The sequence below is a fragment of the Flavobacterium sp. MK4S-17 genome (genome assembly GCF_009848495.1).
GTDB lineage: Bacteria > Bacteroidota > Bacteroidia > Flavobacteriales > Flavobacteriaceae > Flavobacterium.
In genome coordinates this window covers 107,095-130,582 of sequence record NZ_WWEP01000036.1, presented here as the reverse complement: position 1 = coordinate 130,582, position 23,488 = coordinate 107,095, and the positions used below count along the sequence as shown (strand labels likewise).

The 23,488-nt window shown below is 40.1% G+C and carries 26 protein-coding genes; 13 read left to right on the top strand and 13 right to left on the bottom strand.

What is annotated here, in order from left to right; genetic code table 11:
* Nucleotides 1-39 precede the first annotated feature (39 nt).
* On the bottom strand, nucleotides 40-1,860 hold the full coding sequence (locus tag GSF09_RS12915; protein WP_159802143.1) for a chloride channel protein: 1,821 nt from the start codon (nucleotides 1,858-1,860) through the stop codon (nucleotides 40-42).
* Nucleotides 1,861-1,941: 81 nt separating this feature from the next.
* On the bottom strand, nucleotides 1,942-2,541 hold the full coding sequence (locus GSF09_RS12910; protein WP_159802141.1) for an ACP phosphodiesterase: 600 nt from the start codon (nucleotides 2,539-2,541) through the stop codon (nucleotides 1,942-1,944).
* A gap of 136 nt (nucleotides 2,542-2,677) precedes the next feature.
* Between GSF09_RS12910 and glmM the strand changes: the two genes are divergently transcribed.
* Nucleotides 2,678-4,069 carry a phosphoglucosamine mutase gene (gene glmM, locus GSF09_RS12905; protein ID WP_159802139.1) on the top strand — a complete coding sequence of 464 codons (1,392 nt, stop codon included), beginning with the start codon at nucleotides 2,678-2,680 and terminating at the stop codon, nucleotides 4,067-4,069.
* A 71-nt stretch (nucleotides 4,070-4,140) separates the two neighbouring features.
* On the opposite strand, the gene GSF09_RS12900 is transcribed toward glmM, so the two are convergent.
* From GSF09_RS12900 to GSF09_RS12875, 6 genes are all read right to left on the bottom strand, one after another.
* Nucleotides 4,141-4,800, bottom strand: coding sequence for an ElyC/SanA/YdcF family protein (locus GSF09_RS12900; protein WP_159802137.1), 660 nt, complete (start codon nucleotides 4,798-4,800; stop codon nucleotides 4,141-4,143).
* Nucleotides 4,801-4,962: 162 nt separating this feature from the next.
* On the bottom strand, nucleotides 4,963-5,718 hold the full coding sequence (gene tpiA, locus GSF09_RS12895; protein WP_159802135.1) for a triose-phosphate isomerase: 756 nt from the start codon (nucleotides 5,716-5,718) through the stop codon (nucleotides 4,963-4,965).
* A complete protein-coding gene (locus GSF09_RS12890; protein WP_159802133.1) occupies nucleotides 5,718-6,218 on the bottom strand; it encodes a TlpA disulfide reductase family protein in 501 nt (166 codons plus the stop codon). Before GSF09_RS12890 ends, tpiA begins: the two co-directional genes overlap by 1 nt.
* Nucleotides 6,219-6,317: 99 nt before the next feature.
* Entirely contained in the window at nucleotides 6,318-7,394 is a 1,077-nt protein-coding gene (locus tag GSF09_RS12885) for an ABC transporter permease (RefSeq protein ID WP_159802131.1), read from the bottom strand.
* Between the two features lie 5 nt (nucleotides 7,395-7,399).
* Nucleotides 7,400-8,497 carry a BT_3928 family protein gene (locus GSF09_RS12880; protein ID WP_159802129.1) on the bottom strand — a complete coding sequence of 366 codons (1,098 nt, stop codon included), beginning with the start codon at nucleotides 8,495-8,497 and terminating at the stop codon, nucleotides 7,400-7,402.
* A 26-nt stretch (nucleotides 8,498-8,523) separates the two neighbouring features.
* A complete protein-coding gene (locus tag GSF09_RS12875; protein WP_159802127.1) occupies nucleotides 8,524-9,060 on the bottom strand; it encodes a DUF1599 domain-containing protein in 537 nt (178 codons plus the stop codon).
* Between the two features lie 85 nt (nucleotides 9,061-9,145).
* Between GSF09_RS12875 and folP the strand changes: the two genes are divergently transcribed.
* Nucleotides 9,146-9,973 carry a dihydropteroate synthase gene (gene folP / locus GSF09_RS12870; RefSeq protein ID WP_159802125.1) on the top strand — a complete coding sequence of 276 codons (828 nt, stop codon included), beginning with the start codon at nucleotides 9,146-9,148 and terminating at the stop codon, nucleotides 9,971-9,973.
* Here the strand turns inward: folP and rlmH are convergent.
* Nucleotides 9,967-10,440 carry a 23S rRNA (pseudouridine(1915)-N(3))-methyltransferase RlmH gene (gene rlmH / locus GSF09_RS12865; protein WP_159802123.1) on the bottom strand — a complete coding sequence of 158 codons (474 nt, stop codon included), beginning with the start codon at nucleotides 10,438-10,440 and terminating at the stop codon, nucleotides 9,967-9,969. The two genes, folP and rlmH, sit on opposite strands and share 7 nt — an antisense overlap.
* A gap of 62 nt (nucleotides 10,441-10,502) precedes the next feature.
* Complete coding sequence (locus tag GSF09_RS12860; protein WP_159802121.1) at nucleotides 10,503-10,826, bottom strand: hypothetical protein; 324 nt, start codon at nucleotides 10,824-10,826, stop codon at nucleotides 10,503-10,505.
* Between the two features lie 121 nt (nucleotides 10,827-10,947).
* Here GSF09_RS12860 and nadC point away from each other — a divergent pair, with 121 nt between their 5' ends.
* The 4 genes from nadC (at nucleotide 10,948) to priA (ending at nucleotide 15,732) form a co-directional block, all read left to right on the top strand.
* Entirely contained in the window at nucleotides 10,948-11,805 is an 858-nt protein-coding gene (nadC, locus tag GSF09_RS12855; protein WP_159802119.1) for a carboxylating nicotinate-nucleotide diphosphorylase, read from the top strand.
* Entirely contained in the window at nucleotides 11,805-12,731 is a 927-nt protein-coding gene (locus GSF09_RS12850) for a YihY/virulence factor BrkB family protein (RefSeq protein WP_159802117.1), read from the top strand. The genes nadC and GSF09_RS12850 overlap by 1 nt, the downstream gene beginning before the upstream one ends.
* A gap of 18 nt (nucleotides 12,732-12,749) precedes the next feature.
* Nucleotides 12,750-13,181, top strand: coding sequence for a DUF2147 domain-containing protein (locus GSF09_RS12845; protein ID WP_159802115.1), 432 nt, complete (start codon nucleotides 12,750-12,752; stop codon nucleotides 13,179-13,181).
* Nucleotides 13,182-13,284: 103 nt separating this feature from the next.
* On the top strand, nucleotides 13,285-15,732 hold the full coding sequence (priA, locus tag GSF09_RS12840) for a primosomal protein N' (RefSeq protein WP_159802113.1): 2,448 nt from the start codon (nucleotides 13,285-13,287) through the stop codon (nucleotides 15,730-15,732).
* On the opposite strand, the gene GSF09_RS12835 is transcribed toward priA, so the two are convergent.
* On the bottom strand, nucleotides 15,726-16,424 hold the full coding sequence (locus tag GSF09_RS12835; protein ID WP_159802111.1) for a LytTR family DNA-binding domain-containing protein: 699 nt from the start codon (nucleotides 16,422-16,424) through the stop codon (nucleotides 15,726-15,728). The genes priA and GSF09_RS12835 overlap by 7 nt on opposite strands.
* Before the next feature lie 175 nt (nucleotides 16,425-16,599).
* On the opposite strand from GSF09_RS12835, the gene rpsF reads away from it, so the two are divergent.
* From rpsF to ligA, 5 genes are all read left to right on the top strand, one after another.
* Nucleotides 16,600-16,941, top strand: a complete 342-nt coding sequence (rpsF, locus tag GSF09_RS12830) for a 30S ribosomal protein S6 (RefSeq protein WP_159802109.1) — start codon at nucleotides 16,600-16,602, stop codon at nucleotides 16,939-16,941.
* Nucleotides 16,942-16,943: 2 nt separating this feature from the next.
* Entirely contained in the window at nucleotides 16,944-17,240 is a 297-nt protein-coding gene (gene rpsR, locus GSF09_RS12825) for a 30S ribosomal protein S18 (RefSeq protein WP_159802107.1), read from the top strand.
* A gap of 13 nt (nucleotides 17,241-17,253) precedes the next feature.
* Nucleotides 17,254-17,697, top strand: a complete 444-nt coding sequence (gene rplI, locus GSF09_RS12820; RefSeq protein ID WP_159802105.1) for a 50S ribosomal protein L9 — start codon at nucleotides 17,254-17,256, stop codon at nucleotides 17,695-17,697.
* Nucleotides 17,698-17,757: 60 nt separating this feature from the next.
* On the top strand, nucleotides 17,758-18,225 hold the full coding sequence (locus GSF09_RS12815) for a DUF6495 family protein (RefSeq protein WP_159802103.1): 468 nt from the start codon (nucleotides 17,758-17,760) through the stop codon (nucleotides 18,223-18,225).
* 71 nt (nucleotides 18,226-18,296) lie between these two features.
* The gene (gene ligA / locus GSF09_RS12810; RefSeq protein WP_159802101.1) at nucleotides 18,297-20,291 is read left to right on the top strand and encodes an NAD-dependent DNA ligase LigA; all 1,995 of its coding nucleotides are present in this window, start codon (nucleotides 18,297-18,299) and stop codon (nucleotides 20,289-20,291) included.
* Between the two features lie 48 nt (nucleotides 20,292-20,339).
* Here the strand turns inward: ligA and GSF09_RS12805 are convergent, their stop codons facing one another.
* Entirely contained in the window at nucleotides 20,340-21,248 is a 909-nt protein-coding gene (locus GSF09_RS12805; protein ID WP_159802099.1) for a bifunctional UDP-sugar hydrolase/5'-nucleotidase, read from the bottom strand.
* 2 nt (nucleotides 21,249-21,250) lie between these two features.
* A complete protein-coding gene (locus tag GSF09_RS12800) occupies nucleotides 21,251-22,036 on the bottom strand; it encodes a 5'-nucleotidase C-terminal domain-containing protein (protein ID WP_159802097.1) in 786 nt (261 codons plus the stop codon).
* A 55-nt stretch (nucleotides 22,037-22,091) separates the two neighbouring features.
* Between GSF09_RS12800 and GSF09_RS12795 the strand changes: the two genes are divergently transcribed.
* Both GSF09_RS12795 and dapA read left to right on the top strand, forming a co-directional pair.
* The gene (locus GSF09_RS12795; protein ID WP_159802095.1) at nucleotides 22,092-22,604 is read left to right on the top strand and encodes a hypothetical protein; all 513 of its coding nucleotides are present in this window, start codon (nucleotides 22,092-22,094) and stop codon (nucleotides 22,602-22,604) included.
* Between the two features lie 2 nt (nucleotides 22,605-22,606).
* Complete coding sequence (gene dapA / locus GSF09_RS12790; protein ID WP_159802093.1) at nucleotides 22,607-23,485, top strand: 4-hydroxy-tetrahydrodipicolinate synthase; 879 nt, start codon at nucleotides 22,607-22,609, stop codon at nucleotides 23,483-23,485.
* Nucleotides 23,486-23,488: the final 3 nt, after the last annotated feature.

Sequence of the window (23,488 nt, the reverse complement as noted above, 5' to 3'; positions counted from 1 at the left end):
CATTGTACTTTAACGTAACTTAAACTTTTGCCTAAGCACTTATTCTATAACCAGTTCCTTAAATTTTTCCCTGTAAGCTTCAAGTATGCGGGTTTTATATACAAAACCATAAAATTTTTCGTCTTTGAGTATAGGTAAGTATTCAGCATTTGCCGCTTCAAATTTATCCATGATTGTTTCAATGGAATCCTCAATGGATATTATTTCTTTTGGCGGTATAATAAATTCTTCCAGTTTACTGTATTTAACCCTGAAAGGGCTAAACACTATATGGCGCACCTTGTTAAAATCAACAATTCCCACCAGTTTATTTTTTTCATCGGTAACAGCAAATACGCTTTGGTCTGTAGTTGATAAAAAATTAATTATATCATCGGGCTTGTGGGTATTCTGTATGGTTTTTGTATCGGTTGTAATAACATTCAGCAGGTCGATGGTTGAAAGGATGTTTTTATCCTTATCCGATGTAAAAACCTGCCCCTTGTCAGCCAGGTGCTTAACATCCATAGAGTGCTTTTCAAACTGCTTTGATACCGCAAAACTGATAGAGGAAACTATCATTAACGGTATCATAAGGTTATAGCCACCGGTAATTTCGCCAATAAGGAATATAGCGGTAAGCGGTGCATGAAAAAGGCCGCTAAGTATTCCTGCCATGCCTACAATAGTAAAATTGCCCACCGGAAGCTCTCTTGTAAAGCCGAGCAGGTTAAAAAACTTGGCAACAAAAAAACCAAGATATGACCCCACAAACAGCGAAGGCGCAAAGTTGCCGCCATTACCGCCCCCTGCAAGGGTTAGCCCTGTGGCATATACTTTTACCAGCATGGTTATTCCTGTAAATACAAGCAGTACCCATCCATTTTCCTTAAAATCATCCAGCACAGTATTGTTTAGAATTGATTCCGGGTTGGAGTTGGAAAGTATTTTTATGCTTTCATACCCCTCACCAAAAAGTGTGGGGAAAATAAATATCAGTACTGCAAGCGGCAGGGCGCCGTATAATGCACGCTTATAGCTGTTGGCCCTGAATTTTTCAAAATAAGCCTCAATCTGCTGAAACTTCCGGGCATGGTAAACTGATACCAGGCCGCCAAGTATTCCCAGTAAAATATAGTAAGGTATATTATGGTAATCAAAAAACTGCTCCTGCCTAAAGGAAAGGAGTACTTCCTCATTAAGCACAATGGTAGAAACAATTGCGCCTGTTGCAGCCGATATCATTATAGGGATAAAGGCTGTTATGGTAACATCAGTCAGTACAACTTCTATGGCAAAAAGTACTCCCGCTATGGGGGCGTTAAATGCTGCCGCTATACCTGCCGCCACACCACAGGCTAAAAGCAAAATCCTGTCCTTTTGCGATAACTTGTATTTTTGGGCAAAGTTAGAGCCAAATGCAGCACCTGTAATTGTAATAGGCGACTCCAAACCTGCTGAACCCCCAAGCCCTACGGTTAATGAGCTGGTTATTATCTGGGCATACATTTGCTTGCGGGGCATAATGCCGCCTTTTTTGGCAACGGCATACAAAATGCGCGAGCTTCCTTTTTCAATTTTTCCATCCAGTATACGGCGCACCACAATAACGGTAAGTATTATACCGGCAATAGGAAGCAAACTATTAATGTAAGGCAGTTTTAAATAACCGTTTATGTAGGTTGCAAATGTGTAAACATTATGGGCAAACCCTTTAAGTATAATTACTGCAAAAGCTGTAGAAGTAGCCACCAGCACACAGGACAGGTATATAAAATGGCGTTCGGAAAGAAGGCTTTTTGCAATAAAGAATAAGGTTTCAACACGGCGTACATTATTCCTGAAAAATAATCGGACCTTTGAAACTTTTCGGTTAGGCATTTTTTGTGTGGAAATTAAAAATTCTGAATAAAACGCTAATTTACTGCATTTGTTAAAAATAACCCCCGCTTTATCAAATTTTTAATTAAAACTGCCCTGCAACTCCGATATTTTTTGTTTTACATGTTCCTGTACTTCAGGAAAGAAAGCCCTGAATTCAGCTTCAAATTCAGTAGTAAATGCTGTAAGCTGGTTTATAGCCTGTGCCATTCCCGATTTATTTTTTGTACGCCTGTCCATTTGGGCTAATGTCCTGCCTATCCCCTCAAGGGTTGCATAGCTGCCCAGCCAGTCGTGCTTTACCATATAGGGTATCATGTTTTTGGTTTTTTCGGTAAGCAGGTGCATGTTGTCTTCCAGCAGGCTGTAAAATTGCCGGGCATAAGTAGCAAGCGGCAGGCTATGGTATTCATCCCAGTCCCTGGCAAGGAAATGATCGTAAAAAATATCTACAATTACGCCGGAGTAATGATGGTAAAAAGGGTGCAGCCGCCGTGTACTTTGCCGGAATACAGGATGCGCGTCAGTAAACGTATCAATAGCCCTGTGCAGCATTATACCTTTGCATATTTCATCAGGGAAACTTTCCGGTTTTCGCCCGTGAATGCTGTCGGCCATGAAGTTGCCTATCTTAAGCATATCATTCTCGCCCGAAAGGTATATATGCGCTAAAAAATTCATAGGGACAATTTAACCATAAGTTTTGGACTGCCAATGCACACCATGGTTAATTTGATTTAGAATTAAAAAATTTTAAATTGCCTTAAAATTCAATACATCCCAAATAGATATCTTTGCTAACCAAAACAATTAACAAATGACCTTAATTAAATCAATTTCAGGAATAAGGGGAACAATAGGCGGTAAAACCGGCGATAACCTTACACCTGTAGATGCTGTTAAATTTGCATCTGCCTATGGCACATGGCTTAAAAACCATTCCAAAAAAGAAAAGCTTACAATAGTTATAGGGCGCGATGCACGCATATCCGGCCCCATGATCCATAATCTTGTTGTAAATACATTAATAGGGCTGGGTATAAATGTTATAGACCTTGGGCTTTCTACCACACCTACTGTAGAGGTTGCCGTGCCGCTTGAAAAGGCAGACGGGGGTATTATACTAACGGCAAGCCACAACCCCAAGCAGTGGAATGCCTTAAAACTGCTGAATGAAAAAGGCGAATTTTTAAGCGGTGCAGATGGTGCCAAAATACTTGAAATTGCCGAAAGCGAGGCATTTGATTTCTCTGATGTGGACAACCTGGGAGAGGTAACTTTTAATGATGCCTATATGGATATACATATTGATGAGGTTTTAAACCTGCCGCTAGTAGATGCCGAGGCTGTGAAAAAGGCTGGCTTTAAAGTGGTGGTAGATGGCGTAAACTCATCTGGTGGTATAATTATACCGAAGCTGTTGGAACAAATGGGGGTAGAGGTAGTGAAATTATACTGCGAACCCAACGGCCATTTTCCGCACAACCCCGAACCGCTTAAAGAACATTTGGGTGATATTTGTGAGCTTGTGATAAAAGAAAAAGCTGATTTTGGTATTGTGGTTGACCCGGATGTTGACCGACTTGCCTTTATCTCTGACGATGGTGAAATCTTTGGTGAAGAATATACACTTGTAGCCTGTGCCGATTATGTATTGAGCCAGACACCCGGCAATACTGTCAGCAATATGTCATCATCCCGCGCCCTGCGCGATATTACACAAAAGCATAACGGGAACTATGAAGCCAGTGCCGTTGGCGAGGTTAATGTAGTGGAGCTTATGAAAAAGAATAATGCCATTATAGGCGGCGAAGGCAACGGTGGTATTATTTACCCTGAACTACACTACGGACGTGATGCGCTTGTAGGGGTGGCGCTGTTCCTTACCTATCTTGCAAAGCAAAATATAACTTCGGTTGCTGCTTTAAGGGCTTCGTACCCGCAGTATTACATGAGTAAAAATAAAATTGAGCTTACACCGCAAATTGATGTGGATGCCATACTGGAAGGAATGGCTGGTAAATACAGTCATGAAAATATTTCTACCATTGATGGTGTAAAAATAGATTTTGCAGAAGAATGGGTGCATTTGAGAAAATCGAATACAGAGCCTATTATCCGTATTTATACTGAGGCGCACACGCAGCAAAAAGCAGATGCACTTGCCGAACGCATTATAAAAGAAATTAAAGAAGTAGCAGGGATTTAATTCCTGTGAACGTAATAGACTGCTTAAACTTACTACACCTTATTTTAGGTGCAGAAAGTTTAGGCAGTTTTTTATTTGCTGATATCTCTCCAATTGTAATATATGGCACCTATATATTCATGAAGTGATTTATCTGTACATATTATTTTGGAAGCAGAAGGCTTCCAGTTGTAAGTCATATTATCAGGATCATGCAGGCTAAGGTAATGGGTGGGTGCAGCTATGGGCTGCATACCCATACGCTTAAATATCTTCATAGCCCTTGGCATGTGCAGTGCGCTTGTTACTAAAATAAAGGGTTTTTTAGTGCCGAAACGTTTTTTATAGCACGCTGCCTCATCCCATGTGCTGGCCGGCTGTATCATCATTAAAGTATCTTTCGGGCATATGCCTAAAGAAACTGCAGCCCTTGCCATAACTTCCCCCTGCGGCATTTTATTGGATGCGGAATAACCCGAAAAAATTACAGGCCCTCCATTTTGGAGCCTGTACTGGCGTATGCCTTCTGTCATCCTTTTAATGGAGCTTTCCGAAAGCCTTTGCAGTGGATATACTCCAGGGTCGTTTGTATGACCGCTTCCCAATACCAGTATGGGTAATTTTTGGGAAGTGTTTTTAGCATTATATGGCTTGTATTGCTGTTCAAGGTTACGCACCATGAACACAGGCAGTGGAGAAACAGAAAAAATAAAGGCTGACAATAATGTAAAAATAAAAAGGGCTTTTACCATTTTCTTTTTCTTTAGCTTATATAGCACGTAAATAATTGCGCATAAAAGCCAGAATAACATCATCAGGTTTGGCATTAGTTGTAATATTAACTTAACGGTATAAAAATACATAAAAAAAATCCTGCCCTAAGGCAGGATTGAATATAGTATATTAATTTACAGTTATTTCATTCCGTTAACAATAGCAAGAAAATCATCCGCTTTTAAGGATGCACCGCCTATAAGCCCTCCGTCAACATCGGGTTTAGAAAAAATTTCCGATGCATTATCAGGCTTAACACTGCCACCGTATAATATAGATGTTTGTCCGGCAATTGCCTCACCTACATTTTCGCGCAATAAATTACGGATAAAAGCATGCATTTCCTGCGCCTGTTCCGGTGTGGCTGTTTCGCCAGTACCTATGGCCCATACAGGTTCATAAGCCAATACTATATTCTGCCAGTCACTTTCAGTAATATGGAAAAGCCCTTCCCTTAACTGGGATTCCACTACATTAAAGTGGTTGGAAGACTGCCTGTCGGCCAGTTCTTCGCCAAAGCAGAATATAACAGTAAGGTTATGTTTAAGTGCCGTATTTACTTTTTCAGCAAGCAGGCTGTTGGTTTCGCCAAAATAAGCCCTCCTTTCAGAGTGGCCTAAAATAACAGTATTCACATTAATGCTTTTTAACATGCCTACCGAAACCTCGCCTGTATAAGCACCGCTTTCGGCTTGGTGCATGTTTTGCGCGGCAACAATTATATTTGAACCGTTTGTTTGGTTAACGGCTGCCTGCAGGTTTACAAAAGTTGGGGCAACAACAATTTTTACAGGTGTTGACCCCGGCTTTTTTGCAAGGATTTCATCCAGTAATACTTTTGTCTGCTGGCTGTCGTTATTCATTTTCCAGTTTCCGGCTACAATCTTTTTTCTCATTATTGTAATTTTTTTAAAGTGGCTATCAGTTTTTTGTCGTCTGCTTCTATGGCTTTAAACAAGGCAATTTTACCATTTTTGTCAACTACCATATACCGTGGTATCCAGTCCAGCTTAATGCCTTCGCTAAATGCACCTTTTTTCATGTTGGTACCCACGTGGTAATTATCACCTTTAGTACCAAATGACTCTATTCCCTGTTTCCATTTATCATCATACCGGTCATACGAAAGGAAAACATAATCTACATTGGGGAACTGCTTTTGCAGGTCGTGCACTTTAGGCATGCCCTTTTTGCAATCGGGGCACCATGAGGCCCAAACATCTATAACCACCACTTTTCCTTTATGCTTTTCAAGCACCTCTTTAAAAGTAAGTTCTTTGCCGTCAACCGATGTCATTTTAGCGGCAAGGGTTTCGGGTGTAAATGCGGTTGGACTATCCTGAGAGCAGGAAGCAAGGCTAACCAGCAACAGTGGTAATAACAATATTTTTTTCATCCGGGTTTTAATTAGTGAGTAACAAATTTAGGTATATACTGGCTAAAATCAATATGCTGAATAAGCAAACAGTATAATTATTTAACTATAACGATTTAATTATTCAAGGCGTATCCTTGGGTCAAGGTAGGCATACAGTATATCTACAATAATATTTATTATTACAAATGTAGTGGCTATTACCAGTACCGATCCCATAATTACAGGCAGGTCAAGCGTGTTTAATGCCTCTACCACCTGCTTGCCCAGCCCGTTCCAGCCAAAAATGTATTCAACAAAAACTGCACCCGCCAGCATGCTTGCAAACCAACCTGAAATAGCGGTTACTACAGGGTTTAACGCATTTTTAAGTGCATGCTTTTTTATGATTTTTATTTCGCTTAGCCCTTTGGCGCGTGCCGTGCGTATGTAATCCTGGCTTAAAACTTCCAGCAGCGAATTGCGCATTAACTGTATTACCACGCCCAGTGGACGTATGCCCAGTACTATAGCCGGCAATATTAAATTTTTCCATTGAATGTAAGAGCCTTCGCCAAAATCATCTACTTCATATAAGCTGCCCGTCATGTTAAGGTGTGTGTACCTGTGGAATAAAAACCCAAAAATCCATGCAAAAAGTATAGCTGCAAAAAAAGAGGGCAGGCTCATGCCCAGTGTACTGATAACAGCAATAGCTTTATCAGGCCACTTATCCTTATTTAAAGCCGAAATAACTCCCAGAAATATACCTATGGCAATGGCAATAATAATGGCAAAAAACGCCAGTACTATAGTATTAGGAAGTGTGTCGCCAATAATTTCGGTTACTTTTTTACCGCTTTTCTGGAAACTTTCCCTTAAATAAGGCGTTTTTATTACTGTAGTGATGCCGCCAATAGTAAACAGTCTTAATGCATTGTATTTACCTTCTGAAAGGTGTGTATAGTCATCTGGATTCGTGCTGTGAAATGAAACAGGGGAGAGGTCGTTAACGTAATACAGGTACTGTGTTGAAACGGGCTTATCAAAACCATATTTTTTTTTAATCATGGCAAGCTGCTCAGAATTTTCATTCTGGTCCAGCATCATCCTTGCAGGGTCCCCGGGCAGTACTGTAAATAAAAAGAATATAACAGTTACTACCCCAAATAAGGTAAGCAGGGCATAGCCGGTTTTATATAGCAGGTACTTAATCAAAAAAGCTACAGTTTTATATCCTCTATATCATTCCAATGGGCTTTAAGTACAATAGTGCCGTTTTCCAGTATTACAATACTCGGATTTGCCCTTTCAATGGTTTTAAGGGTAGTGGCATCGCAAAAATAATAATCAAAGGTAAGGTTGTGCTGCTGCTTTTTTTGCTGTATAACATCAGTACCCGAAGCAGTAACACCTATTACCTTATAACCTTTTCGCTGTGCTTTTTTTGCAAAAGCTTCAAGTTTAGCAAGGCCTTCATCACTTGCTTTATTCAGGTTATAGGAGGTAAACATAATAAGCTTAGGCTCATTAAGCATGGCATCGGTATAATCTTCGCCCTCCCTTTCAATAGAAAAATCATGTATTGGCGGTATATAGCCCTGTTTAATTAATTTATCTTTCCTGTCTATAAATTCGGCATCGGCAGGAATTTTATCAAGCTCTTTGTCGGTAAATTCTTTTTCCACACCGTTAACCTTGTAAACAAACACAATTTCATATTCACTTCTTGGCGCACCTTCAGGTATAGTCATGCCCTCACGGATATTAGTACCGGTTTTATAGGCGCGGAAATCAATTACCGGCAGGTGGTTCAGTACACTGTAGGCAAGCAGCGCGCATAATGCAAGGCTGGCAAAAACTATAATAGTGGTTACCATTTTACTGAAAAGCCTTTTTATATGATGCTTGTTAAAGAACAGAACAAGTATAAGCAGTAGCAATACCACATCTTTGGTGAAGGACTGCCACGGGGTTAGTTTTAATGCATCTCCAAAACAGCCGCAATCGGTAACTTTATTAAAATAAGCCGAGTAAAACGTTAGGAATGTAAAAAAGCCTATCATAAGCAAGAGGCTCCATAAGGTAAACCTTTTTTTATAACCGGTTAACAGCATAACACCAAGCAGTACCTCAAAAATTACTATGATGACCGCCAGTGCCAGTGCATAGGGAATTAAAAATTCAAGGTTAAGCACATCTGCACCAAAATATTCTTCCAGCTTAAAGGAGAAACCTACAGGGTCATTAAGCTTTATAAGCCCTGAAATTATAAACAGCACACCAACAAGTATGCGGCATATAGTAGTAACTATTTTCATGTATTTCTAGTTGAATGTTATTGTATTTATTTACCCATAAGTATCAATGCAAAAACGGAATAATTTATCATGTCCTGGTAATTGGCACCTGTACCTTCCGATACCAGTGTTTTGCCTTTATTATCTTCAATCTGTTTTACACGCAGTATTTTTTGAAGGATAAGGTCGGTTAATGAGCTTACCCGCATATCGCGCCATGCCTCACCATAATCATGGTTTTTGGCCTCCATAAGTTCTTTGGTAATGCGCACTTTTTCATCGTATAATTGTGTGGCTTCCTCAACGTTAAGGTCGGGCTGTTCTGCAACACCCCTGTCAAGCTGTATAAGTGCCATTATGGAATAATTGATAATACCTATAAATTCCCCTGTTTCATCTTCATCAATTTTACGCACATCGTTTTCCTGAAGGCTGCGTATGCGCTGCGCTTTAATAAAAATCTGGTCGGTTAAAGAGGGCAGCCTTAAAATGCGCCATGCACTGCCGTAATCTTTCATTTTGTTGATGTATAGCTGCCGGCAGGTGGCAATTATATTGTCATATTCCTGAGAGGTATTACCCATACTAAATACTATCTTTGTAGTGAAATTTTTTCAAATGTAATAAAAAAGCCTCCTATACCAAAGCGGGCTTTTAAATTTGGGTTATATGCTTATTAACTGCAAAGGCACGCTTATTGACCTCTCTCAACCCCGTGTGATGGGGATATTGAACTGCACTCCCGATTCTTTTTATGATGGCGGCAGGCATAGTAATGAAAGCCTTTTACTGCAACAGGCAGAGAAAATGCTTGCAGAAGGGGCTGTTTTTATAGATGTTGGTGCCTACTCCTCTAAACCCAATGCTGAATTTGTAACCCCTGAAGAGGAGCTGAAACGTATAACGCCTGTTATAGAACTCATACTGAAAAATTTTCCTGATACAATTATATCTGCAGATACTTTTCGGGCAAATGTTGCCAAAGCCTGTATTGATGCAGGGGCTGCCATTATTAACGATATTTCTGCGGGGCTTTTGGACGAAAATATGCTGGCTGCAGTGGGCAAGTTTAAAGTGCCTTATATCATGATGCATATGAGGGGTACACCGCAAACGATGGTTACACTTACGCAATATGAAGATATTGTAAAGGAAATGCTGCTGTATTTTTCGGAAAGGATAAGTGCAGCAAGGGAAGCAGGAATTAATGATATAATAATAGACCCCGGTTTTGGCTTTGCCAAAACACTACAGCAAAATTATGAGGTGCTTGGTAAGCTGGATCTTTTAAAAATAGCGGGATTGCCCATACTGGCAGGTCTATCCAGAAAATCAATGATATACAAACTGCTGGGCATAACGCCGGATGAAGCACTTAACGGTACAACAGTTTTAAATACACTGGCTCTAAGCAAAGGTGCAGCTATTTTAAGGGTGCATGATGTTAAGGAAGCAGTAGAAGCTGTAAAGATATACAATGCCCTTAGCAATTACTGATGGTGGTAGGGTTCGTTCCTTAAAATGGTAAAAGCCCTGTACAACTGCTCAATAAAAAACAGGCGTACCATCTGGTGCGAAAAGGTCATGCCTGATAATGACACTTTTCCATGTGCCTTGCTGTAAACAGCATCCGAAAAACCATAAGGCCCGCCAATAACATACACCAACGTCTTTACACCAGAATTCATTTTTTTCTGCAATTCTCCCGAAAATGCCACACTGCTGTAACTTTTACCGTTTTCATCAAGCAGTATCAATTGGTCAGTAGGGGTAAGCTTGGCGAGTATCAGCTCGCCCTCTTTTTCTTTTTGCTGTGCCTCGCTAAGGTTTTTTACATTTTTTATGTCAGGTATAATTTCAAGGTCAAACTTTATGTAATGCGAAAGCCTTTTCTGGTAATCGTCCATAAGCGATTGCAGGGCTTTATTATCGGTTTTTCCTATAGCGAGTAGTTTTATGTTCATTAAGCAAAAAAGTTAGACGATAAAAGTATCAATTCTCTGCTAAATAATGAATAAAAGATTAGTCAGCTTATTCTCGTAGAAAAGTTTCTCCAGGTAAAATACCAAAAATACCCTTCCTGCCATTGTGTATACCAGCCTTGTGATCCCCACAAATATATATAGCCGCTATAATACTGTTGATGCCACATCCGCTGCTGACAGTCTTTCCACCATTCGTACCAGTAATTTATTCCATTTGTACGGTAAACACTGTATGCATTTCCACATATTATTTCAGAAGAACCCCTTTCATAATAGTAATTTCCGCTTTGCCATCCGCTTTGGCAAAAACTATTAATTGTAAATAACATTACAATCATAGTAATGAGGTAGTTAAGATTTTTCATGGTTTTAAATTTGCTATTAAATTAGCCTTATAAAGTATTTTAAACCATACCCAACAATAGGGATTTTTATTCTTCCAAAAAAATCCCCTACCTTAGCTTATATTATCGAAAAGCCATATAAATGATTTCTGAAAAGCAATTTCAAAAAGAACTTGATATAATTATAGCCAATGCCATACGTGAGGACGTTGGGGATGGCGACCACTCATCTCTGGCTTGCATCCCTGCCGATGCCACAGGCAAGGCAAAACTACTGGTAAAGGACGAAGGAATACTTGCCGGTGTTGACTTTGCAAAGCAGGTTTTTAACTATGTTGACCCCGCCCTTAAAATTGAAGTGTTTATGGAAGACGGTTCGCCTGTAAAACATGGTGATGTAGCATTTCATGTTTCAGGCAGCTCACAAAGTATCTTAAAATCCGAAAGGCTGGTGCTCAATGCCATGCAGCGCATGAGTGCCATTGCAACAAAAACGAAAAAGTATGTAGATATTTTGCAGGGTACCGGGACTAAAATACTGGATACCCGCAAAACAACACCCGGCATCCGTGCGCTTGAAAAATGGGCGGTAAAAATAGGCGGGGGTGAAAACCACCGCTTTGCCCTTTATGATATGATTATGCTTAAGGATAACCATATAGATTTTGCAGGAGGCATAACACAGGCCATTCAGCAAACACTTGGCTATTTAAAGGGTAACAACCTGGACCTGAAAATAATTGTGGAGGCCCGCAGCCTTGATGAGGTACGGGAAATTATGAAAAACCAGGGCGTTTACAGGATACTGCTTGATAATTTTGATTATGAGCAAACCCGGCAGGCAGTAGCCTTGATAGGCGATTTTTGCCTTACCGAATCTTCAGGAGGTATTAATGAGAGCAACATGCGCCAGTATGCAGAGTGCGGGGTTGATTATATATCTTCAGGGTCGGTAACACATTCGGTTTATAATATGGATTTAAGCTTAAAAGCCTTTTAATGCCGGCAGAACTGGAACATAAACTGGAACGGATACCTGTTATTAAATATCTTGTAAGGTTTGGTAAAAGCATTAAGCTGCCTTATTCTGAAGGGCTTACTTTATACCACCTTATCGAGCTTTATATTACCGGTATAGTAAAAGGGGATGTTTCTTACAGGGCAGGTGCTATTGCATTCAGTTTTTTCATGTCGCTGTTCCCGTTCCTGCTGTTCCTGCTTAACCTGATACCTTATATCCCGCTGGAAGGCTTTAGGGATGACTTTATGGAGTTTGTGCACGATAACGTGCCACCCAATACCTATGATGCCATTGCCAGCATAATAGCCGATATATTGGTAAATAAAAACAGCAGCCTGCTTTCAACGGGTATCCTTTTGGCTTTGCTCTTAATGGCCAATGGTATGAACGCCATATTCAGCGGTTTCCAGTCCAGCATGCATATCACCATTAAGCGCACATTTTTAAGGCAGTATGCATTATCGGTTGGTATTTCGTTACTGTTTACACTTTTGCTGATAATAACCGTTGCCGCAATTGTTGTTTTTGAGGTTATAATACATAACCTTAACCAGAAGGGCTACCTGTGGGACGATGTTTATTTACTGCAATGGGGACGGTACCTGTTCCTGGTGCTCATGATTTTAACAGGTACATCTATACTTTTTAAATTTGCCGCAAAGGAAACCAGCGAAGCTGCATTTTTCAGTTACGGGTCGGTTTTAAGTACGGTATTGTTTGCTTTAACATCCTATGGTTTTGGTATTTATGTAGTGCGTTTTTCAAAATATAATGAACTGTATGGTTCAATTGGCACGCTGCTTGTATTAATGTTATATATATGGATAAACTGTTTTATTTTATTACTTGGATTCGAATTAAATGCACTTATCCATAAATTGAAACGTAAAAATTTATATATTTAACAAAAAACCAAATTAATTATGAAGAAATATTTTTTAACACTGCTTATGGTTGCCGTTGCAGGTATTGTTCAGGCACAGGCACAGGATGTTACGGGAAAATGGAAAACCATTGACGACGAAACCGGGGAAGCTAAATCTATTGTAGAGATTTATGAGCAAAACGGTAAAGTGTATGGCAAGGTGGTTGAAATTTTAAATCCGGCCAAGAAAAACGCAAAGTGCACTAAGTGTAAAGGTGCCGACAAGGACAAACCAATTGACGGGCTGGTAATTATAAAAGGCCTGACAAAAGACGGTGATGAATATACCGATGGCGATATTCTTGACCCAAATAAAGGCAAGCTGTATAGCTGCACCATTAAGCTGGAGGGTAAGGACAAGCTTAATGTTAGGGGATATCTTGGCATATCTTTACTGGGCAGGACACAAACCTGGTACAGGGTTAAATAATATTAAAATATAGCAAACAAGCTGGTAAAACACCCTGTACAGGGTGTTTTATTATTTAATGGATAGCTGTCAAAACAGTATCTTTGTAATTCAAATTATAGTTATGCCCTTTTTTATAGAAGTTATACTTCCTTTAGCATTGCCAAAGCCGTTTACCTATGCCGTAAACGAGGCAGAGTTCAACCTGCTTGAAAAAGGGATGAGGGTAGCAGTACCCTTTGGGCGAAACAAAATATATACTGCACTTGTAGTGGGCAGGCACCACAATCCCCCGCAGCTTTATGAGGCTAAGGAAATCCACCAGATACTGGATGAAAAACCAATAGTAACCCCTATGCAGTTACAGCATTGGGAATGGATAGCTTCTTACTATATGTGCACTATTGGCGAGGTTTATAAATCGGCACTGCCTTCAGCATTGCTATTGGAAAGCGAAACCGTTATTACACCCCAAAAGGATTTTGAGTCGGTTGAAGCACAGTTTACCGATGATGAATACCTTGTATATGAAGCATTGCAAAAACAACCGGTGCTAACCATACAGGAAGTAGTTTCGCTGCTTAATAAAAAAACAGTATTACCTGTTATTAACAGGCTGATAAATAAAAAAGCAATAGCCCTGAGGGAAGAGGTAAATGAAAAATACAGGCCTAAAACAATACGCTACATAAGGTTGCAGCCTGAATTTTTACAGGAAGAAAAACTTAACAGCCTGCTGGAAATGCTATCCCGTGCGCAAAAGCAGCGGGAAGCGGTATTGCAGTATTTCCAGTTTCAGGCATCCGAAAAAAAGCCTGTAACTGTAAAGCGTTTGACAGATTCAGGCAGTAATGCCGCTGTAATAAAAGCCCTGATTGATAAGGGTATATTTGAGGAATATTACCTTGAGGAAGACCGCGTGCAATTCGAGAAGGAGGAACAGGCATCTTTTGGCTTAAGCACGAAACAGGAAGAAGCATTTGAAACTATAAAAGCATCTTTTAAAAGTCATCAGGTTACCTTGTTTAATGGCATCACCTCCAGTGGAAAGACCGAAATATATATACGGCTTATAGAAGAATATATAAAGCAAGGAAAGCAGGTGTTGTATCTTTTACCCGAAATAGCACTGACTACGCAACTTGTAGTGCGGCTCACTGCTTATTTTGGTAACCAGGTGGCGGTATTCCATTCCAAATATTCAAATAACGAACGGGTGGAAACCTGGCAGCAGGTACTTGAAAATTCCGAAAAAGCAAAGGTTATCATTGGTGCGCGGTCGGCATTGTTTTTACCCTTTAATAATCTTGGTCTTATTATTATTGATGAAGAACATGAGCAGACCTTTAAACAGCAGGACCCGGCACCGCGTTATCATGCGAGGGATGCTGCTATTGTGCTTGCCGGTTTTTTTGATGCCAAAGTGTTGTTAGGTTCTGCAACACCAAGTATTGAATCATATTACAATGCAGGACATGGAAAATATGGTTATGCAGAATTAAAGGAGCGTTATGGCAAAGTTATGCCGCCTGAAATTGTTTTGGTTGACCTTAAGGATAAATACAAGCGTAAACGCATGACAGGGCATTTTAGCGATACTTTGATTGATGCTATTAATGAAACCTTAAGCGAAGGCAGGCAGATTATTCTTTTCCAGAACAGGAGGGGGTATTCCCCCTGGGTGGAATGCATGACGTGCGGGCATGTGCCGCAATGCCCGCAGTGCGATGTAAGCCTTACCTATTATAAATACAAAAGCCAGTTACGCTGCCATTATTGCGGCTATACCATAGCCAACCCCACACATTGCCACCAGTGCCACTCAACAGACCTTTCAACCAAAGGTTTTGGGACAGAGCAGATAGAACTGGAGCTAAAGGAACTGTTCCCTGATAAAAATTCCTGGCGCATGGACCAGGATACCACAAAAGGAAAATTTGGCTATGAAAAAATTATTGATGCCTTTAAAAACAGGGAGGTTGCTATATTAGTTGGTACACAAATGCTTGCCAAAGGGCTGCATTTTGATAACGTGGGGCTTGTTGGCATATTGAATGCCGACAATATGCTGTACCAGCCTGACTTCAGGGCATTTGAAAGGGCATACCAAATGATGGTACAGGTAGCCGGCAGGGCAGGGCGCAAGGAAATTCGTGGCAGGGTTATGATACAAACCTATAACCCGCTGCATAATATAATAAGGCAGGTTACCGATAGTGATTATGAAGCCATGTTTAAGGAGCAGCTTTATGAGCGGCAAAACTTTAAATACCCGCCGTTTTACAGGCTGGTACGGATAACGCTGCGCCACCGCGATTTTGAAAAACTCAAAAATGCTTCCCTTTGGCTTGTTAATGTATTGTCACAAAACCTTAATGTGCCTGTTTTAGGCCCCGAAGAGCCACCCGTAAGCAGGATAAGGAATGAGTATATAAGGGCTGTAATGGTAAAAATTCCGCAGGGAAATAAACTTGTAGCAACTAAAAAAGCAATTAGCAGGATATTAACCAGTTTTGAAGCGGTACCACAGTACAGGCCGGTAAGGATAACCGTAAACATAGATCCTTATTGAATCCTGTTTATTGCTTTTGCAAGTTCTTCTTTTTTATTCCTGCTTAAAGGAATTTTTGTTGTGCCTATTTCAGCAAACTTGCTGTTGAATTTTTCAACCTTATCAACGTTGATAATAAACGACTTGTGCACCCTCATGAATTTTTCTTCCGGCAGTTCGCTCTCAAAAGATTTCATGGTAGAGTGCACAAGGTGGTTTTCATCTTCAGTATTAATTTTAATGTAGTCGCCAAAGGCTTCTACCCACTTTATTTTTGCTATATATACCTTAAAGTTTTTCAGGTTGCTTTTCACAAAAATAAAATCGCCCTCTTCCTCGGGCCCGTCTTTTTTTAATGATTGAATGTCTATTGCTTTTTGCACTGCAAGGTTAAACCTGTCTTTGGTTATGGGCTTGTGCAGATAATCAATAGCAGAATAATCAAAGGCTTTTAGGGCATAATCAGATTTGGAGGAAATAAAAATAATCTGCGGGCGGGTTTTAAGGCCGTCCAGTAAATCGAAACCACTTTGCACCGGCATTTCTATATCCAGGAACAAAAGGTCAACAGTTTTGTTCAGGATGCAGTTGCGCGTTTCCGAAGCGTTGGAAAAATCGCCCACAAGGCTTAGCTGCGGGTGTTCTTTAACAAGCTTGGCAATTGTAATGCGGTGTATTGTGCTATCATCAACAACAACACAGTTAAGTTTCATGTTTTAAAAAGTTTGTAGTGTTTAGCAATGTTTTTAGTTTTTAGCGTGGGATGTTTACAAATATAAAGTTTTTTTTGACTTTTGTATTCACATAAAAAACAAAAATAAGGTTTGCAGGTTAAATATAAATACCTAAATTTGCACCCACTTTTATAACACGTAAAAAGGTTTATTTATGAAAAATTATGAAACTGTTTTCATCTTGAATCCCGTTTTATCTGAAACCCAGGTAAAGGAAACAGTAAGTAAGTTTGAAGATTATCTTACTTCAAAAGGGGCAGAGATTGTAGCAAAAGAAGACTGGGGCCTTAAAAAACTGGCCTATGAAATCCAGAACAAGAAAAGCGGATTTTATCATTTAATGGAATTTAAAGTGGAAGGCGAGATACTAATCGGCCTTGAAACTGAATTCCGCCGTGATGAAAGGGTTATGCGTTTCCTTACGGTAACTCTTGATAAACACGCTATATCATGGGCAGAGAGAAGAAGAGAGAAACTAAAAACTAAAGCAAACTAATTATGTCAAGTATAGAACAGTCAGCTAAAGGAAAAAAAGACGGGGATATCAGGTATCTTACGCCTTTAAACATAGAGACTAATAAGCAAAAAAAATACTGCCGCTTTAAAAAAGCAGGTATTAAATATGTAGATTACAAAGACCCTGACTTTTTATTAAAGTTTGTTAACGAGCAAGGTAAAATACTTCCTCGCCGCCTTACCGGTACTTCTTTAAAATACCAAAGAAAAGTATCTGTAGCTGTAAAAAGGGCACGTCACTTAGCGTTAATGCCATATGTGGCTGATTTACTAAAATAATAAAGAGGCAATTATGGAACTTATACTTAAACAAGACGTACAGAATTTAGGGTTTAAAGATGATGTTGTTACAGTAAAAGCCGGATATGGCCGTAACTATTTAATCCCTCAGGGTTTTGCAGTTGTTGCAACTCCTTCAGCTAAAAAAGTTTTGGCTGAAAACCTTAAGCAAAGGGCTTTTAAAGAGCAGAAATTAGTAGATGATGCTAGGAAAACTGCTGAAGCTCTTAAAGCACTTGAAATTAAAATTACTGCTAAGGCAGGTGGCGATAAATTATTCGGTTCTGTAACCAATGCTGATATAGCTGAGGCTTTAGAGAAAAACGGACAGTCTATCGAGAAAAAATACATTACAAGCGGTATTGTTAAGCGTACTGGTAAATATACTGCCAATGTAAGGCTTCATCGTGATGTTATTGTTGAGCTTCCTTACGAAATTGTAGCAGAGCAGCAATAATTTATTGTAGCATACTGAAAGCCTCCGTTAAGGAGGCTTTTTTTATTTAAAAGCATATCCATGAAATATACACGCCTCACCAAAGAGCAATTAGAAGAACTGCATCCTGAATTTATCAGGTTTTTAGCTTCGCAGCAAATAGATAAAAACGAATGGGATAAACTAAAGGAAGAAAAGCCTGAAGTAGCAGAGCAGGAACTGGATGTTTTTAGCGACCTCATTTGGGATTCGGTACTGGAAAAAGCCAAGTGGCTGGAGCATTATTCCCCAAATCATATCTTTTTGTTTAAAATGGGTGCAGAAAAAATGGAAAGCATTATTATACATGCCCATGCCAAACATGCCGACCTGCTGACGCAAAGCGGCCTCCAGTGGCTAAATGAAAACATATTCAGCGATGAGGTACAGGTAACCCGTGGCACTAAACCTTTTGGCGAAGACCGTAATGCTGAAATATTCAGCCTAATACAACAAGGAGCAACATTAAGCGATGGTGAGCTGTACAGGCAGATGGAAGATATGTTTTAATGTACAACACATTAGCAAGTTGTTTTATTATCGGTAAAACTTGCCTAAATTAGCAGGGCAAACAGTTACCAATGGATACCCTTGATAAAATTAAAGCGCTTCGCGAAGAGCTTACCCTTCATAATTATAATTATTACGTACTTGATGCTCCTGTTATAAGCGACCTTGAGTTTGATATGAAACTAAAGGAACTTCAGGCTTTAGAGGAAAAGCATCCTGAATATTTTGATGTTGATTCACCTACACAGCGCGTGGGTGGTGCAATTACAAAAAACTTTAATACCGTTGTACATGAATACCGCATGTACTCGCTGGATAATTCCTATTCAAAAGAAGAACTTTTGGAATGGGAAAAGCGTGTGCAGAAAGGTTTGGGTACAGATAAAGTAGAATATACCTGCGAACTAAAATATGATGGGGCATCCATTAGTATTACTTATGAGGGTGGAAAACTTAGCAAGGCTGTTACCCGGGGTGATGGCTTTCAGGGGGACGAGGTAACTACAAACATCCGTACAATACGTTCTGTACCCTTAACATTAAAAGGCGAATATCCGGATAAATTTGAAATACGCGGCGAAATTATATTGCCATTGGAAGGCTTTGCTAAAATGAACCAGGAACTGATTGAGATAGGCGAAACACCTTATGCCAATCCGCGTAATACGGCTTCAGGCAGCCTTAAACTTCAGGACAGTGCCGAAGTGGCTAAACGCCCGCTGGACTGCCTGTTATATTCTCTTGTAGGGAATTTACCAATAAAAACACAGTTTGAAGGGCTTGAAAAGGCAAGGCAATGGGGCTTTAAAGTGCCAAAGGAAGCCAGGCTTGCCAAAAATATGGATGAGGTTATTGCTTTTATAGAGTATTGGGATACCCACCGCCATGACCTGCCTTATGAAACTGATGGTGTGGTGGTAAAGGTTAACGATATACACCAGCAGGAAGAACTGGGCTATACTGCCAAATCACCACGATGGGCCATAGCTTATAAGTTTAAGGCCGAACGTGTTGTTACAAAATTAAACTTCATAAGCTACCAGGTAGGCAGGACAGGTGCTATAACACCGGTTGCCAACCTTGAGCCAGTGCAGCTTGCAGGTACTACTGTAAAGCGCGCCTCACTGCATAATGCCGACCAGATTGAAAAACTGGATGTGCGTGTGGGGGATGAAGTGTTTGTGGAAAAGGGAGGGGAAATTATTCCTAAAATTATTGCGGTTGATTTTACCAAACGCAATCCCGATAGCATGCCTACGGAATACATACATAAATGCCCGGAATGCCTTACCGAATTAGTGCGTAAGGAAGGCGAAGCCCAGCACTATTGCCCTAATTTTTATGGATGCCCGCCGCAGATTATAGGCAGGGTTCAGCATTATATTTCCCGCAAGGCGATGGATATCGAAGGGCTGGGGGGTGAAACTGTGGCTTTGCTGTATAATTCAGGATTGATACATAATTATGCCGACCTGTACGACTTGAAAAAGGAACAGGTAATACCATTGGAACGCATGGCTGATAAATCGGCGGAAAACCTTGTAAACGGTATTAAAAAATCCAAGCAGGTGCCTTTTGAGCGCGTGCTGTATGCTTTGGGCATACGCTATGTGGGCGAAACAGTTGCAAAAAAACTGGCGCGCCATTACAGGAATATCGACAGCCTTGCCAAAGCCTCGTTAATGGACTTAATACTTGTTGATGAGATTGGTGAAAAAATAGCCCAAAGCGTTGTTGATTTTTTTGCCAACGAAGAAAACCTCATTTTGATTGAACGGTTAAAAGGCTATGGGGTACAACTTGAAATGGGAGAGGAGACTAATACTACGGTAAGTGATAGGCTGTCCGGTAAAACTTTTGTGGTTTCAGGCGTGTTCTCTAAATTTTCCAGGGATGAGCTTAAAAAAGCCATAGAGGCTAACGGTGGTAAAGTTGGCAGTTCCATATCATCTAAAACCGATTATGTAGTAGCAGGCGATAATATGGGGCCGGCAAAACTGGAAAAAGCGAACCAGCTTGGCATAGCTATTATCAGCGAAGACGATTTTATAGAGATGATTGGTTAAAGTAGCAGAGGTTATATTTAAACTTTATGGCTTTTAACTTTACAAACCTTACACAGATATTGTCCTGCCTTTACTGCTTTTTCTTCCGTATTCAAAGGTAAAATCTATACGCCCTAAATTGAGGCCGTAACAGCCTACCTGGTTTACCAGTACATCCTCACCGTCAAGGTTTTGGGCTATGTAAGGTTTTTTAAGGAAAGTATGGGTGTGCCCGCCAATAATAAGGTCAATATTTTTAGTAGTCCTTGCCAGTACAAGGTCAGATATTTTTTCCCTGTCATCATAAATAAACCCTAAATGCGAAAGGCAGATAACAAGGTCGCATTTTTCGTTATACTTTAAAATACGGCTCATTTCCTGTGCTGTTTCAATGGGGTTTAGGTAAACTGTTTCTTTATACAGTTTTTTATCCACAAGCCCGTTGAGTTCAATGCCAAGCCCAAAAATCCCTATTTTAATACCGTTTCTTTCAAATGTTTTGTAAGGCTTAACTATGCCGTTTAAAATAGTATTTTTAAAATCATAATTGGCAGAAACAAAATCAAATTTGGCATGTGGAAGCTGTGTATAAAAACCGTCAATGCCGTTATCAAAATCATGGTTCCCCATAGTGGCAAGGTCATACTTAAGCATGCTCATCAGCTTAAATTCAATCTCGCCGCCATAATAATTAAAATAGGGAGTGCCCTGGAATATATCGCCTGCATCCAGCAACAGGGTATTCGGGTTTTCCTGCCTGATGCTTTCCACCAGCGCAGCCCTTCGTGCCACGCCTCCTAAATTGGGATATTTAGGGTCATCAGCAGGGAAAGGGTCTATATGGCTGTGCACATCATTAGTGTGCAGTATGGTTATTTTTTTAGGCTGCTCTTCAGGGCCAAAACTGCTTAAAGACATTCCTCCTAAAACCAGTGCCGAACCTGCTGCCGTTTTTTGTATAAAATCTCTTCTTTTCATTTTTATTCCACTATAATACGTTCTGTTTTAATAACAGGCAGGGTATCTGTTTCCTTAAAATAATCTATAAACAGGTTTCTTAATTTGTAATCCATATCATAGGTGGCAACGGCTTTTTTAAAAAAATCCATTTTATCGCCGCCATTGGTAAGGTAATCAGAAGAAGCCACATAGTAAATACTGTTATCCTCAACCGCTTTATCCTGTACAGTCAGGCTTTTTACCATACCATTTGCATCAAGAATTATTCTCATACCCGAAAGCGGATGCGGTTTTTTTTCTTTGGCAATATACTCAGCTATCTCTTTTACCTGTGTGCCTTTCAGGGCAGCTATAATAAGGCTGTTTTCAAAAGGCATTATTTCGTATGCGGTGCGTGCCGTAACGTTGCCCTTTGATATTACAGAACGTATGCCCCCATGGTTAAGCAGGCATATATCCACATGTTTTTTTTCGCGCGCAAAAAACAATTTGTCGGCTTTGTTAAAAGTAACATCTGCCATAAGGTTGCCTATTGTAGTCTGCCATTTTTTTATCGGCTTGCTTTTATCCAGCGTTTCGGGGCTGTAAGCCAGCACGCTGTCAAGGTCTCTATCAATGTGTTCGCGGTAGGGTGCAATAAAGTTTTCTATTTCGGCAACAGGTGTAAACTCTTCGGTTATGGGAATTTTTTTGCCCTCAACACTGCTGTTGTAATATTTTTTAGGCCCGCAGGAAACAAATACCCCGCAGGTTAAAAACAGTACAAGTAGAAAAATACCGGCACCGTTCTTTTTTATATTTATCATTTGCGATGACACTAATTTGAGTTAATTTTGTTGAAGAAGTAAAAGTACAATGTTTTTGAGGTATATAAAGGATATTGGCTTAAAAAAAATCGTTAGGAAAAGATTAGCCAATTATAAACCCGTGCAGGTGCCCGGGGTTATTAACACAGTAGGGATTATAATAAATGAAACCTACTTTAAGGAAAAAGAGCTTCTTGTAAAGGAACTTGTAAAAAAAGGTATACAGGAAAAAAATATACAAACGCTTAGTTTTAAAGAGCGATTGGGTAAAAAGGAAGTTATGGACTGCTGTTATTATACCCGCAGGGATATTGCCTTAAACGGCAGTTTTACAAAAGAGGATGTGGTACAGTTTTTAAATACTCCTTTTGATATGCTGATTAATTATTATGATGTTGACAGCCCTCCGCTTATGCTGGCCACATTATCATCTGAAGCCCGGCTAAGGGTTGGCTTTGCCACAGTGGATAACCGCCTGAATGATTTTATGATAAGCATGCAGGCAGAAAAGTATTCCGATTTTATTGCGGAATTGTTTAAGTATTTAAAAATATTAAAAAAAATATAACCATGAAGTCATTAATGGGAACCGGGGTAGCACTTGTAACCCCTTTTAAAAAAGATTTTTCAGTTGATACAGAAGCGTTAAAGCGCATTGTGCAATACCAGATTGACGGAGGTATTGAATACCTGGTGGTTTTAGGCACAACTGCCGAGTCGGCTACTTTAACAAAAGAGGAAAAGGAACTCGTAATAAAAACAGTGGCAGAAGCCAATAATGGCAGGCTGCCAATGGTGCTTGGCGTAGGCGGCAACAATACTGCTGAAGTTGTAAACGAACTTAAAACCCGCGACCTTTCGGCTTTTGCTGCTGTGCTTTCGGTATCACCCTATTATAATAAACCTACGCAGGAAGGTATATACCAGCATTTTAAAGCAGTTGCACAGGCTTCGCCTGTTCCTGTAATTTTATATAATGTTCCGGGACGGACAGCCAGCAACATGCTACCTGCTACCGTAATTCGGCTGGCAAAAGATTTTGACAATATTGTTGGTATTAAGGAAGCTGCCGGCGATATAGTACAGGCCATGAAACTGATACAGCATAAACCTGAAAATTTCCTTGTAATATCGGGTGACGATATGATTACTTTGCCTATGGTACTGGCCGGCGGGGCGGGGGTTATATCTGTAATAGCAGAAGGCTTCCCACGGCAGTTTTCCGATATGGTACGTTTAGGATTGCAGCGTAAAGTGGATGAGGCTTACAAACTGCATTATTTACTTGCAGATGCCATCGACATGATTTTTGAACAGGGCAATCCTGCGGGTATAAAATCGGTATTTAAAGCGCTTGGGCTTTGCGAAGACACTTTAAGGCTGCCACTGGTAAATGTTAACGAAGATTTAGCAGGGCGACTGGCAGAGTTTGTAAATAAAATCCGTTAATTT